Source organism: Pseudarthrobacter sp. CC12, from assembly GCF_039907755.1.
GTDB lineage: Bacteria > Actinomycetota > Actinomycetes > Actinomycetales > Micrococcaceae > Arthrobacter > Arthrobacter niigatensis.
Genome location: NZ_JARDJH010000012.1, coordinates 1 through 13,359 on the forward strand (window position 1 = coordinate 1; position 13,359 = coordinate 13,359).

Annotated in this window: 12 protein-coding genes and 1 pseudogene; 6 read left to right on the top strand and 7 right to left on the bottom strand. The window is 63.6% G+C overall.

The features are described from left to right. Window positions 1-213: 213 nt before the first annotated feature. Window positions 214-360, bottom strand: a pseudogene (locus tag PV772_RS10590) (LexA family transcriptional regulator); the annotation flags it as partial. A gap of 195 nt (window positions 361-555) precedes the next feature. On the opposite strand from PV772_RS10590, the gene PV772_RS10595 reads away from it, so the two are divergent. Together PV772_RS10595 and PV772_RS10600 are read left to right on the top strand one after the other, a co-directional pair. Continuing rightward, window positions 556-1,680, top strand: a complete 1,125-nt coding sequence (locus PV772_RS10595; protein WP_347886104.1) for a tyrosine-type recombinase/integrase — start codon at window positions 556-558, stop codon at window positions 1,678-1,680. Window positions 1,681-2,105: 425 nt separating this feature from the next. Continuing rightward, on the top strand, window positions 2,106-3,614 hold the full coding sequence (locus tag PV772_RS10600) for a tyrosine-type recombinase/integrase (protein WP_347886105.1): 1,509 nt from the start codon (window positions 2,106-2,108) through the stop codon (window positions 3,612-3,614). A 451-nt stretch (window positions 3,615-4,065) separates the two neighbouring features. On the opposite strand, the gene PV772_RS10605 is transcribed toward PV772_RS10600, so the two are convergent. The 3 genes from PV772_RS10605 to PV772_RS10615 form a co-directional block, all read right to left on the bottom strand. Beyond that, entirely contained in the window at window positions 4,066-4,566 is a 501-nt protein-coding gene (locus PV772_RS10605; RefSeq protein WP_347886106.1) for a DUF2975 domain-containing protein, read from the bottom strand. 185 nt (window positions 4,567-4,751) lie between these two features. After that, the gene (locus PV772_RS10610; RefSeq protein ID WP_347886156.1) at window positions 4,752-5,201 is read right to left on the bottom strand and encodes an NUDIX domain-containing protein; all 450 of its coding nucleotides are present in this window, start codon (window positions 5,199-5,201) and stop codon (window positions 4,752-4,754) included. Window positions 5,202-5,477: 276 nt separating this feature from the next. Beyond that, window positions 5,478-5,678, bottom strand: a complete 201-nt coding sequence (locus PV772_RS10615; protein WP_347886107.1) for a hypothetical protein — start codon at window positions 5,676-5,678, stop codon at window positions 5,478-5,480. 582 nt (window positions 5,679-6,260) lie between these two features. Between PV772_RS10615 and PV772_RS10620 the strand changes: the two genes are divergently transcribed. The 4 genes from PV772_RS10620 (at window position 6,261) to PV772_RS10635 (ending at window position 8,721) form a co-directional block, all read left to right on the top strand. Continuing rightward, the gene (locus tag PV772_RS10620; protein WP_141158650.1) at window positions 6,261-7,079 is read left to right on the top strand and encodes an HAD family hydrolase; all 819 of its coding nucleotides are present in this window, start codon (window positions 6,261-6,263) and stop codon (window positions 7,077-7,079) included. Window positions 7,080-7,202: 123 nt separating this feature from the next. Further along, window positions 7,203-7,466: a hypothetical protein gene (locus PV772_RS10625; protein WP_347886108.1), complete on the top strand. Its 264-nt coding sequence runs from the start codon at window positions 7,203-7,205 to the stop codon at window positions 7,464-7,466. Between the two features lie 98 nt (window positions 7,467-7,564). Then, entirely contained in the window at window positions 7,565-8,338 is a 774-nt protein-coding gene (locus tag PV772_RS10630; RefSeq protein WP_141183504.1) for a glycerophosphodiester phosphodiesterase, read from the top strand. Between the two features lie 146 nt (window positions 8,339-8,484). After that, window positions 8,485-8,721, top strand: coding sequence for a DUF6480 family protein (locus PV772_RS10635; protein WP_141158648.1), 237 nt, complete (start codon window positions 8,485-8,487; stop codon window positions 8,719-8,721). A 63-nt stretch (window positions 8,722-8,784) separates the two neighbouring features. On the opposite strand, the gene PV772_RS10640 is transcribed toward PV772_RS10635, so the two are convergent. From PV772_RS10640 to PV772_RS10650, 3 genes are all read right to left on the bottom strand, one after another. Beyond that, on the bottom strand, window positions 8,785-9,849 hold the full coding sequence (locus PV772_RS10640) for an EAL domain-containing protein (RefSeq protein WP_246839809.1): 1,065 nt from the start codon (window positions 9,847-9,849) through the stop codon (window positions 8,785-8,787). A 170-nt stretch (window positions 9,850-10,019) separates the two neighbouring features. Beyond that, window positions 10,020-11,570 (bottom strand): EAL domain-containing protein, encoded by a 1,551-nt coding sequence (locus PV772_RS10645; RefSeq protein ID WP_347886109.1) that lies wholly within the window; start codon window positions 11,568-11,570, stop codon window positions 10,020-10,022. Between the two features lie 20 nt (window positions 11,571-11,590). Further along, on the bottom strand, window positions 11,591-13,234 hold the full coding sequence (locus tag PV772_RS10650; RefSeq protein WP_347886110.1) for an ATP-binding protein: 1,644 nt from the start codon (window positions 13,232-13,234) through the stop codon (window positions 11,591-11,593). Window positions 13,235-13,359 lie beyond the last annotated feature (125 nt).

Below are 13,359 nucleotides of genomic sequence, written 5' to 3' on the forward strand. Positions count from 1 at the left end.
CACCATCGGGCAGTTTTACTGGCCGTCAGTGGGCACTTTCGTGGCCGCCTATGGGCAGTTTTTCATGGCCGCTAACAAACTACGACAAGAACAATTCAAAACCGACAGGCTGACTCGGAGGTTGGACAACGTGAAGGAGGAATCTGGATCTGCCCCCGTAATTCCTTTGCGCCCACTCCCGAGTTCACAACACCCCTGAACCCTCTAAAGAATGATCAGGTGGGCATTCAGGTCGATCCGCCCGTCGAAATAGTCTTGGGCGGGCGACGGAAAACCGGCTGCGACCGCCACTGGCGAGATCAGCACCGAGAACAACGAGGCACCCGCATCTACCACGCGGGGACCGACAATAACGCCCACAACACACCTTTATTCGAAAATATGTTTCCTTCAGCCTTCGGCTGGATGTCTTTGACGTAGCTTAGGAGTGGCCTACGACAGTCACGCCAGGCTTCGCGAAGTGTTATCTGGAGTGTTGTCCACGAGTTCACGGTTCAGTCAATTGCGCCTGTTAGACCGGATGCCATTACAGGAACCTGCCTCCAAGGAGCCGCGATGCCCTGGTCCGTTCAGCGAGTGCTTCAGCGCAATGGAGGGGAGTCGTGGACCGTCACCGATCCCTCGTACGATGTCGTGGCTCCGGTCGATCGTTTCCTGGCTCATCTGGACGCGTCACCTGGGACTGTTAGGTCTTATGCCTTCGACCTGCGGGACTTTTTCACCTTCCTTGAGCGATCCCAGGTCCAGTGGCGAGACGTGCAGCTGGAGGACCTTGGCCGCTTCGCTAACTGGCTGCAACTCGCTCCCGATGAGAGAGGGGGACAACTGCGGCGGCTGGAAGTTGGGGCGCAGCACTGTTCGGCCGCGACGATCAATCGCAAGCTTTCCGCTGTCGGGTCGTTCTATCGGTTCCATCATCAGCATGGGGAGGTCTTGGAGTTCCCGGCGCTGACGGGCCGTCGTGGCGGCGGAAGATCATGGAAACCGTTGCTGGCACATCTTGGCGGCCAGGGGCGGCCGGGGAAGGAATTGAAGCGGCGGGTGCCGGTTCGAATGCCACGGATTCTCACCCCCGAACAGGTATCGGCGGTCTTGGACGCCTGCGACCACCTGCGGGACCGGTTGCTTTTCGCCCTGTTGGCTGGGACGGGAATGCGGATAGGCGAAGCGCTTGGGCTCCGTCACAGTGACCTGGATTCTGCAGAGTGCCTCGTGAAGGTGCGCTTCCGCCAAAACGCCAACAACGTCAGGGCAAAAACTGGTGACCGCGACATTCCCATCCAGCCTGGCCTGGTGCGGCTGTTCGCGGACTACCTGTTCGAGGAGTACGGGACATTGGATTGCGACTATGTTTTCGTAAATCTTTGGGCCGAGCCCGTCGGCCGCCCAATGACCTACCAGGCTGTCCTTGACCTGGTCGCCCGCCTGCGTGCCCGCACAGGATTCCACTTCACGCCACACCAGTTCCGCCACACCTATGCCACAGACCTGCTTCGCAGGAACGTCCCATCGGAGGTCGTTCAAAAGCTTCTGGGCCACTCATCCGTCGCAACCACGATCGACACGTACTCCCATATCGACGTCCAGCACCTGCGGAAGGCGCTGGCTGCGGCAGGCTGGATTCCTCAGCGCCCGGAGACCAGCAATGAATCCCCGTTCCTGGAACGCGGCACAAGATGAACCGGACTAAAACGAGGGGAGTCTCTGCCGGCCCCAGTGACGTCCTGCCACGCATGCGCGTTGCCTTATCACCACGCTTCGACGCCGCAGTGATAGTCCTCGATGACCCGGATCTGACGGCAAATTTGTACCCGATCTGCAGCATCGACGGGTGCACCCGGTTCCTCAGCACCAGACAGCTGTGCCAGACACACCTCGGCCGGTGGAACAAACTCGGCCAACCCACGCTCGATGAATTCCGGACCATGTCAGGCCCCAAAACCAATCCTGAAAAAATCGACCTCACCGGCCTGCAGGAAAAGCTCCGCGTCGAGCTGGCCCTATCTCTTCAACTGTTGGCATCCAGCCCGCGGAGCCGTCGACGCTTCCGGTTACAAGACCTACGCGACCTGATCAAATTTCTGAGACAACAGGAGACAGGGTCATTGCTCACGGAGCTGCCCTTAGAAAGCGCAGAAATCCAAAAGGGTTCCAAGGAAATGCGGCGGGCGCACGCTGCCCTGCACGCGGCACTGGAACACTTCCTGAAACCCCCGGATGCGTCCTCCGAGTTCGAACGCGATGCCTGGCGGCTTGAAGTCATGGGCTTCCGAGGCCGGACCGGGCAGCGAGGCACATTGCGCTTCGGCGCCATCCCGCAGCCATGGCTAAGGCTGCTCGCAAAGCGTTTCATCCGGTGGCGGATCTCAACAAGCACGAGTTACTCCCAACTCAACCGGGACATGACGGCCCTTCACCGCCTGGCTGATGCTTTCACCGAACATGCCGGCGCAAAGGGAAGGGTGCAGGACTTCACCAGAGAAAGCATCGAGGTCTACCTCAACCTGCTGCTTCGGCTCCGCCTGAGCCCGGCCAGCCGCAGCTACTCGCTCAGCTCAACAGCCCTGTTCCTGCGCGCTATCCGCGAAAACAACTGGCAACCAGACCTGCCGGCGTCTGCCGTAATCCGTTCCAGCGACCACCCCCGCCGCACTGCAGCTCTTCCCCGGGCACTCCCGGAATTCATCATGGCCCAGATTGAAGACACCAAGGCTCTCGCGCAACTGGAGCAGCCGCACCGGCTAATGATGCAGATACTCACCCGCACCGGTCTACGCCTTTCCGACACATACCGCCTGGAAATCGACTGCCTCCTCAGCGACCACCAGAACGCCCCCTACCTGCGCTACTTCAACCACAAAATGTCCCGCGAAGCGACCCTGCCAATCGACGACGAACTCGCCGCCGCGATCACCGAGCAGATAAACGCAGTCCAAGCAGTCCTGCCGGACGCCCGCTACCTCGCCCCGGGCCCGACCTCCACAACCGGCGATCGGCCATGGAACCCCGGCACTGCCGCCGGCCACATCCAGACCTGGCAGAAGACAATCGGACTCCACGATGAGCAAGGCCGTCCGTTCCGCTTCACCGCTCATCAACTCCGACACACATATGCGACCCGGCTCATCAACGCCGACGTCCCGCAAGAAGTGGTCCGCCGACTCCTCGACCACGAATCACACGAAATGACCGCCCGATACGCCCGGCTAAAGGACGAAACAGTCCGCCGTCACTGGGAACAAGCAAGGAAAATCACGATTCACGGCGAGATCGTGAACCCGGCGCAGGACGCCGCAATCAACGACGCAGCATGGATGAAGGAAAACCTTGGCCGAGTCACTATGGCCCTGCCAAACGGCTACTGCGGTCTGCCACTGCAACAGGCCTGCCCCCATGCCAATGCCTGTCTAACGTGCCCGGTCTTCGTCACCACCCCCGATTTCCTCACTGAGCACCTCGACCATCTACGCTCCACGAAAAGACTCATCGCCCAAGCCGAATCGGCCGGACAAACCCGCGTCGTCGAGATGAACAGCCAAGTCGCTACCAACCTGCAAAACATCATCGACACCATCCAAAGCACCGGGGAGCGAAACAACATCGATGCACACTGACAACAGCCAGCACCTCCTGGCAGCCACACGACGTCGATCCGCCCGGGCCCGTCAACAAGTGCAGGAAGCACTCAAGCAACTGGGACAAACCACACAACCCGTGACCATCAGTGAACTGGCGAGAAGATCAGGCGTTTCACGCTCGTGGCTCTACACACAACCGGATCTGCTGGAGCAGCTCCAACAAAGGAAAATGCCCGTCAAAAGCACCCCCACGGGACCAGATGTTCGCGCATCCGAGGCATCAATCCACAGGCGCCTCGAGCTCGCCCACCAAAGAATCCGACAACTGACCGACAAAAACAAACGCCTGGAAGAGCGGCTGGCACGAGCACACGGCGCCCTCCGCGAAACCCGACGGTGACCCTTTCGGCTGGCAGTGGCTAGAGAGTCAGTGTCCGGTAGGCGATCCGTTACCAGACGCCCCGGTTACCGCCGGGCTGTCGTCCACCTAAGTGTGCGCGGGCAGGTTCAGTGCCCGGCTGGTTCCAAGAAAAAGGGCTAGAGCTCCCGCTGAGATCAGAGCCAAGAGCCCTCCCGCGATAAGCCCGAGCATCACTCCAGGAGACGTGTAACCTGCGTCGTTCAGCTCGATGAAAGCGAGCACAACAAGCGCGGTGAATACGAGCAGGCAGCCGATCATCGCACCTATCCACCTGGTAGAGGATGAACCTGGTCGACTTTCGAGGACGCGTCGGACCTGCTGCAGCCCAATCACGGCGATGACCTGCCAGCAGAGGACCGCGCAGACGCCCCACAGGATGGCCGGGCCAGCAAGAGTACTGACTTCAGGGAAAAGTGAGACCGCTCGCTCCACCGCCCCCGGCAACACCCACACCTGCACCACTACGGACAACAGCAGGAATGCCACCAGCGCCACCAACAGCCCAAAGAGGGCTCGGCGATTAGTCAGCAATCTCGGCTGCACTTTCCATTCCTTGATGTTCCCCATTGGCGAAGCATAGCCCTCACAAACCGGAAGGCCCACCTACTAATGAAAAACAGACGGCGCCAAGCTGCTGACCTCTAACCGCCCCGCAAGCCGGTCCACAACCGACAGATATTCCGTCCTAGGAAGCGTTCATCGAAATTTCCCACCGGTCCAAAATTGTGACTAGGACTGATACGCCGCAGCTACTAAGGGGCCACTAGAAGTTGGCGGATGCGATCACGTAGATCTGCAAGAACTTCCGTTTCGGGATTGCTGCGTGCGAGAGCGGCAAGGCCGCGGCAAGCAAGACCAGCGTCGGTGAGTTCTCCGCTGACAAGAAGATCCATGAGTTCCGAGATAGGAAGAAGGTGCACGTGGCCGGATTCAGACTCATCCCAGGTCGTTGCAAATTCTTCGGATGCGTTGGCCGCGATGACAAGGTGCTTACGTCGTGACGAGTTTGCAGCAAACCATTCTGAACCAGCGTAGAAGGCTGATTCTGGGTGGTAGCCGGTTTCTTCTCTTAGCTCTCGAAGCGCTGCATCCATGGGCTGCTCGTCGCTATTGAGGTACCCCCGGGGAGTTCGAGGAGTGTCTTCTCGGGTCCAACGCCGAACTGTTCGAAGAGGACGACATGGCTTGCTGCGGGTGTGAATGCAAGGGTCGCTGCAGAGTCACGGCCGGCAATGACGTCCCAGTCGGTCACGGCTCCACTTGGTTCTTCATAGGTTTGACGGTTGATCGTCACAAAGCCTTTATAGGCGGTCGTCGTTCGGATCTTCTTCCAGGTGTCGCTGGCAAGCACAGTTCTCCTTCTCGGAGTGGTTGAACAATCTCGATGCCTGCCGCAACGACAACCGAAGCTGGTACGCCCAAGGCCGCGAAGGGGAACAGACGGCAACGATCGGCAGCGACCGTGAAGACATACCTGACTATGAAGGGCTGGGCTTTTCATCCGCGCGAATGGTCAGGATTGCTTTTGAAGCAAAGACAACGCCTGCCAGAAGAAGAATGACGGCCGAAAGCACGAGATACCAGGTGCCGGCGGAAGCCAGTGCGGTATAGACGCCTAGGAGAGAAAAAATAACTGCCCCCAGCGACCAAATGAGCATAGCTCTCTTGGAGTTATTCATGAGCCAAGCCTAGGCCAAATGGCAGATCGTGCTGTCCGCTGGCGGGGCCGGGCGTGGTTCCAATGCCTGGCTCCGCACATTTTGTCAGGACTCTCATTCATTGCGACTGTGGCCATGTGATTGCAAAGGGCGGAGCTGATGTCGTCTCGAAAAACAACAGTTTTCCAAGACAGGAGAACCGCGTCACCGATTGGCGTCCTGTCGAGCCACTTCATGTCTGACCGCGGTGAGTCACGTTCCAAAGTCTCTTCGGTTCCCGTAAGACCGCCCGCAAAGCTGCACGGTCTTGGGGCCGCCAAGGCTAGACCGAAGCATCTTGAGAACAGCACCGGCATTGACCGAGCGCTGGCCCTACTCCAACAGCCTCAACGGAGGCCCGTCAAGGACAGGTGTCTTCCTCCTCGAATCCCTGTCCTATAAGAAAAGACGCACCGAGAGCTAATGGGAATATATGTTCGATAGTTTCAGTGTAGCCCCGGCGACTGACATCGGGCACCCGGCGGAGTCGTCTGAACCAGGGGCGCTTCCAGCCTGGGGCAACCGGCCGGACGACGCCGGCCAAACCCCACGTAGACTTGCAGGATGCGGTTGGTTGCAAGCGATATTGACGGAACGATCCTCGGACACGACGGAAAAATCAGCGACCGCACCGTCCGGGCCTTCCACGCCTGCCGTGACGCCGGCGTCGAACTGGTGTTTGTCACCGGCCGCCCGCCCCGCTGGCTGCACCCGCTCGAAGAGCAGCTGGGCCACACCGGCCGCGTGATCTGCTCCAACGGTGCCGTGGTCTGGGACCTTGAAGCGGACCGCCTGGTCTCCGCGCGCACCCTCGCGATCGACACCGTCATGGAAGCCCGGCGCATCATCAAGGCGCTCCGCCCGGCCGCGCTGTTTGCCGCGGAAACACTCGCCGGCTTCCACCTGGAGCCGGGCTTCATCGAAAACGAATCCAGCGAACTCCTCGCCGAGTTCACCCCCGCCCCGCTGCGGGACACACTCACCGACAAGGACGCCGTGGTCAAATTCCTCGCCATCGTCCGCGAAGGCACCCCGGACGACTTCCTCGCCGAGGTGGCGCCCGCCGTCGGACACCTGGCCGCCACCACCCACTCCTCACCGGGCGTTGCCATGCTGGAACTGTCCCTGCCGGGCGTTAACAAGGCCGTCACCCTTGCTGAATACGCCGCCGCACTGGGCATCGGCGCCGCCGACGTCGTGGCCTTCGGCGACATGCCCAACGACATTGAGATGCTCCGCTGGGCCGGCCACGGCTACGCGATGGCCAGCGGCCATCCGGAGGCCATCCGCGCGGCGGGGCAGCAGGCGCCGCATTTTGACGACGACGGCGTGGCCCAGGTTCTGGAGGCGCGGCTCGCCGCCCTGGGCGTCCAGTTTTCCTGACCCCGCCGGGCGGGCCCCGCACCCCCAACTTCACAGCTCGCGCTCACCTGGCGTTTACCTTCCCGCCGTAGCGTGAAGCGTGGAGAGCAGGCACCCTCCCGCCGGCTCGATAAGGGGGCAACCATGGCAAGAAACGTCAGTCAGCACGCAGCCGACGCGCCGCTGCGCAAAGCAACGCCCGCTCCGCACTGGAAGCAGCTGCGCCAGGGGGACCGGGTCCGGGTCCAGTTCGCGCCCGGGTTTGAGGCGGGCGGCGTGGTGGACACCATCACGGCGGACCACACCGCGGTCTGGGTCCACCTGGACGCCGGCCGAGGGCGGACCCTGCTGCACTGCGGCGATGGCGTGGACATCGTTCCCTGCGGCGAGACGGGCTGCCTGGACTGACGGCGGGTTCCAGCCGTGAACGCTGGAGGTAGGCTCGCAGTGTGAGCCTGCCTTTCTTTGAGCACCCTGACGACGCCGGGCGGCAGCTTCCCATCGGGATGGCACACCGGGGATTCTCGGCTGAGGGCCTGGAAAACTCGATGGCCGCGTTCCGCGCCGGCGTCGAACTCGGTTTCCGGTACCTCGAAACAGACGTGCACACCACCGCGGACGGCGTGCTGCTGCTGTTCCATGATGAAACCCTGGACCGCGTCACCGACGGCAAGGGCAGGGTGGCTGAACTCCCCGCTGCGGACGTGGCCAAGGCCCGGATCAACGGCCGGGAACCCATCCCCACATTCGAGGAACTGGTTTCCCAGCTTCCGGACGCGCGGCTGAACCTGGACGTGAAGGACTGGAGTTCAGTCCGGAGCACTGCTGCCGCGATCGAGCGGCACCAGGTACACCACCGCGTGCTGGTCACAAGCTTCTCGGACCGGCGGAGGCGGGCGGTACTCAAGCTGCTCAGCCAGCCGGTAGCCTCCTCCGCCGGGGTGGCCTCGAATGCCTTGTTCACACTGCTGGGTCCCATACTTCCCCGGCCGGTATTCCACCGGCTGATGCGCAGGGTCCTCCGGGACGTGCACGCCTTGCAGGTGCCCGTCCGCTACGGGCGGGTTCCCGTTGTCACCCCGGGCTTCATCCGGCGCGCGCATGACCTGGACCTGGTGGTGCACGTGTGGACCATCAACGATGCGGGCGAAATGCACCGCCTTCTCCAGCTGGGCGTGGACGGCATTGTGACGGACCGGGCGGACCTGCTCCGCGACGTGCTGCGCGCCCGCGGCCAGTGGCCCACCGGGGATGATGGGCCGCCGGCGTCCGCCGGCTAGGCCCGGTCCTGTTCGGTGGGTGCCTTCTGCTGCCCGGCCTCCATCGCATTTGCGGCGTTCCGGCCCTAGTCCCCCAGAATTGTCAGCATGCTTACAATTAGTCCAGTGCTGGGGAAACGAACCGCAGCCGGAGAGGAAGGACAGCAATGAGCACTTACCATCCGGAAAATGACCCCGCCAACCCCGACCGTCCGGGGAAGGGCGAGGTGGGAGCCGCGCAGCCCCGCCTGGCGGAGCAACGCAGCAGGGAATCTGCCGGCTCACCCAACCCGGATCCGCTGGACGGCAACGTCACCGGCCTGGAGCCCGGCGGGGGAGTGCCGCCGGGAGAGACGCCGCCGGCGGAGGGCCAGATGAGCAGGGACCAGGGCCACTCCGAATAAGGCCCGGACCGTCAGTGGGGCGGTGGGCCTAACGCCCGCTGCCCCACCTGCCCTGAAGTGGTTTCAGGAAGACTCAGCGCGCCGGGGAACGGCCCGTGGTTCCGACTGGCCCGCCAGCTGGCGCTCCAGTCCGTCCACGTCGAGGCGCGTATTCCAGCTGGCCCAGTCCTTGGGCCGCACCGACGGCCGGCCCAGCAGGTACCCCTGCCCGGCACTGATGCCCAGCTCGGTGAGGACCTTGAGCTCACCCACGGTTTCGATGCCCTCGGCCACCAGGGTGATGCCGATCTGGTCGGTGAAGTCCACCAGGCAGGCAGCCAGTGCCCGCTGCAGTCCATCCTTGTCGACGTCGCCGATCACGTTCCGGCCCACCTTGAGGAAGTCGGGCTTCAGGTGGATCATGCGGCTTAGCGCGCCAGCTCCCGTGTGGGTGTCATCGACCGCGATGCGCAGCCCTTTTTCCCGCAGCGGATTGATGGCGGACAGGAACTGCAGGTACTCCTCTTCCGGAATGTCCTCGGTCAGTTCCAGGACCACCCGGTGGATGGGAAGATCGATGTGGTCGAACAGTTCCGGCAGCCGCGGATCCATGCAGGACGTGGGCGAAATGTTGAGGGACACGTACAGGTTCCCGGGCAGGTCCCGGGCGGCCGCCGCAGCGGATCCCAGGGCCGAGAACTCCAGGTTGGCACCCAGGCCCACGGCGGCGGCCTCGGCAAACCACAATTCGGCGGCCGCGCCGTCATCGCTGACGAACCGGGAGAGCGCTTCGGCGCCCACCACCGCTTTTCCTGCCAGCCCGTAGATCGGCTGGAAGGCGGTCATCAGCATCTGGTTTTCGAGCAGCGCGCTGATCCGGGAGGTACTGCGGATCGCGTCAAGCTGTTCCGCGAAATGAGGCGGAAGCGCCGGCGGCGTGAGGCGCATCTCCCTTGCAGTATCCAGGGTTTCCACCATGTTGGCGTCGCTGCGCCGGGTCTCGAGGAGATACTCCAGCAGGGCCCGCTCGGGCACGCCGGGATTCTCATCGAGGCTGTTGCTCAGCCGCTGCCGGACCGCGGCTCCCGCAGGATCCGTATCCGCCAGCACGGCGGCGATAATTCCCCATGCCTGTACCCGAACCGACATTAGCAACGCCCCCAGTTGACGAAGTAATGACCCGATGGCCCAAAAATTTTCAAATGTCCAAACGCCTTATAAAAGAACGGTGCTGCCAACCTGATTTTCGAGGCGGCGAAAAAGCAGACACCGCACGCTGATCGTATAACGGCGGCCGGAAAAGCGCAGTAGTTTTTGCGTTACTGGTTAGCGCTTTCCTGCTGGTCAGCCAGCAGTTCCGGAATCTGTTCCGGGGGAACGGGGCGGCTGAAGTAGTAACCCTGGGCGCTGCGGCAGCCCAGGCCGCGCAGTATCTCGGCCTGCTCCGCCGTTTCCACGCCCTCCCACACAGCTTCGAGCCCGCATGCCCGCACCAGTTGGAGGACGGCCGCCACCAGGGCGGGCTGGTTGGGATCGCTCTCGAGCCCGGTGATCAGCGACCGGTCCACCTTGACCCGGTCCACCGGCAGCCGGCGAAGGTAGCTGATGGAAGAGTAGCCGGTCCCGAAGTCGTCGATTTCGATGCCCACGCCCAGGCCGCGGAGCCCTCCCAGCGAATACCGGTCCAGCTCATTGCCTTTGACGATTGCCACTTCGGTCAGCTCCAGGACAACCTGTTCGGGCCTGACGCCGGTCTCCTTGAGGGTGTTGCGCACGTCCTCGATGAACTGAAGGCTCTGCAGGTCGGTGGCGGAGATGTTGATGCGAACGGAGAACCTGCTGTCCACCAGGGAGGCATCAATCCAGGCCCGCAGCTGCCTGACGGCGGCCTTGAGGACCCAGAGGCCCAGTTCCGAGATCAGGCCTGCCTCCTCGGCGAGGGGGATGAATTCGTCCGGCATGATGAAGCCCCGGGTGGGGTGGTTCCACCGGACCAGCGCCTCCACGCCCTCGATCCGGCCGGTGCCAAGCTCCACCACAGGCTGGTAGTGGAGCGTCAGGGCATCGTTCTTGATGGCGGCCCGCAGGTCATCCACCAGCTGGCTGCGGAGCCTGCGCATCAGCAGCAGCGCCGGCTCGAACCGGTGCAGCTTGTTTTGGCCTTCGGCTTTGGAGGCGTACATGGCGACGTCCGCCTCCATCAGCATGTCCTCCGGGCTTTGGCCCTCGCTGCCGACGCTGAGGCCGATGCTGGCACCGCAGCGCACGCTCCGGCCGGGGAGCTCAATGGGATCGTTCAGGGACGCCAGGATGCGGTGCGCCACGATGGCTGCCTGGTCTGCCGACGCCGACGGCATGACAATGGCGAATTCGTCACCGCCCAGGCGGGCGACGACGTCGGACGCCCGCACCGCGTTCCGCAGCCTTTCGCCCACGGTCATCAGGACCTGGTCGCCGGCGGTGTGCCCCAGGCTGTCGTTGATGGACTTAAACGCGTCCAGGTCCATCAGCAGGATGGCCGGCCCCTCCGGCACGCGCTCGGCGTCCGCCGTGGCCGGAGTTTCCAGTGCGGTGCGGAGGGACTCAAGGAGGGCAGACCTGTTGGCCAGCCCGGTCAGCGGGTCCTGCATGGCCATCTTCTGCATCTCGAGGTGCGCCTCGTGCAGGAGCTGGGTCCGGACCTGGACCCGCTGCTCGAGTTCCTCGTAGATGACCTGCAGGTCCTCGGCCAGCAGGTTGGTGCCCATGATGATCGCATCGAGTTCGTCCCGGGCCGGTGAGACCTCTATCCGGGACGTGAGGTCGCCGGAGGCAAGCTTGACGATGCCTTCGAGCAGCTGGGAGAGCCGGGGGTCGTCATTGGCAAACATGGCCAGTCCTCCTTTGACGCCTAATTGGCCTGGGCGCGGTCAGTGCCGAGGGGGAGGCTGACGGTGACGGTGGTCCCGATGCCCAGCGTGGAGGCGACGTCGATCCGGCCGCCGTGGCGGTCCACGATGTCCTTGGAGATTGCAAGGCCCAGCCCTGTTCCAGGGATGGCGCCGTTCATCGCGTTCGAAGCCCGGTAGAACCTGGTGAACACATGGTCGATTTCGTCACCCGAGATGCCTATGCCGGTATCGGCAATCCGCACGGTGGCCCACTTGGAGCCGTCCGCCGCGGCGAGGGATTCGCTGCCCACCTCGATCCGGCCGCCGCTGGGCGTGAATTTGATGGCATTGGACACGAGGTTGGTGAATACCTGCTGCAGCTGCACCTCGTCGGCCAGGATCTCCGGGTCCTCCGGAACCGGGTCCACGTCGATGGTGACGTTCTGGAGTGTCGCCAGCGGCCGGAGCGCCGCGGCCACCAGGTCCAGGGTGCGTCCCAGGCGCACCGGCGCCAGGTGCATTTCGGTGGTGTCCAGGCCGCCGCGGGAGACGCTGAGCATGTCCTCGATGAGTGTCCGGAGCCGTTCGGTGTTGCGGACCACGATGTCCAGCATTTGGTGGACTTCCCTGGACACCGGGTGCTCGGTGCTCTCCTGGATCATGTCCAGGTACGCCATGATCGAGGTCAGCGGGGTGCGCAGCTCGTGGTTCACCGTGGCCAGGAAATCCGTCTTCGCTTTGTCGAGGTCCCGCAGCTGCTTGACCACCTGCTGCTGGCTGCTGATCAGGTGGCTTTGGATGAGCCCGTAGGCGGCGTTGCCGGCCACGTGCTGGATCAGCCCCAGCTCGGCGCTGGACCAGGTCCGGGGCCGGTCCATCATGGCGATCCAGATGATGCCCAGGGAAGAGTTGCCTTCTCCGATGGGCACCGCCAGCGTCGAGGCTGCTCCGGCGATGGCCCGGGCGGGCTTTTCCGCGGCACGGGACTCGGGTTCCGTTCCATCCGCGGAGAGTGTTTCTGCGCCGGCCCACAGGGCATCTGCCGCGGCCCGCGCCTCGTCCTCGCCGGGAAGTGCGCCCTCGGGCAGCTCCACCAGTCCCTGCCGGTGCCACTTGGCAGTGATTACCGGGACGCGGGGGTCCTCGAAGGTGGAAAGGACCACATGGTCGGCCTTGAAGGTCCGGCCGAAGCCGGAGACCACGTGGTTGGCGATCTCCTGCGGATCGTTGGTGGCGCGTACTGCGGCAGAAACCTCGCGCAGCTGCTCGCGGAGGCCCTCGGCCACCTGCCGGGAGGAACGCCGCCGGGTGACCTGCTCGATGAGGACGGAGGCGCGGTGGACCAGCTCTTTGGGCTCCGGCGGTTTGGTGATGCAGTCGTGGATGCCGGCCCGGGTGGCCGCCGCGATCTCCTGCGGATTGTCCAGATCCACCATGACCAGGACGGGCGCCGCGGACTGGACAGAGGCCAGGAGCGCATCGGCCACGACGACGGAGGGCTGGCCCGCGTCCAGCAGGGCGGCCAGTCCGGCGGCGTCGGAGGCCTCCAGGACGCCGTACCCGGCATCCCGCAGCGCCTGGGCATTGCGGGCCAGCCGGCGGGCGTTGGGATCGGCGACGACGGCGGTACGGGCCAGGCGCACGCCACTCGGCACAGCCGTCACAGTGATCCCTTCCTCCCAGTTGAGTACATTCTAGGGGGACGCGGGCCGCGCCGGTCCAGAGCGCGCGGCCCCGGCGTTGCACTCCGCATACCGTGCCGCGTCGGGAAAGGCGCGCCGTAATGTGG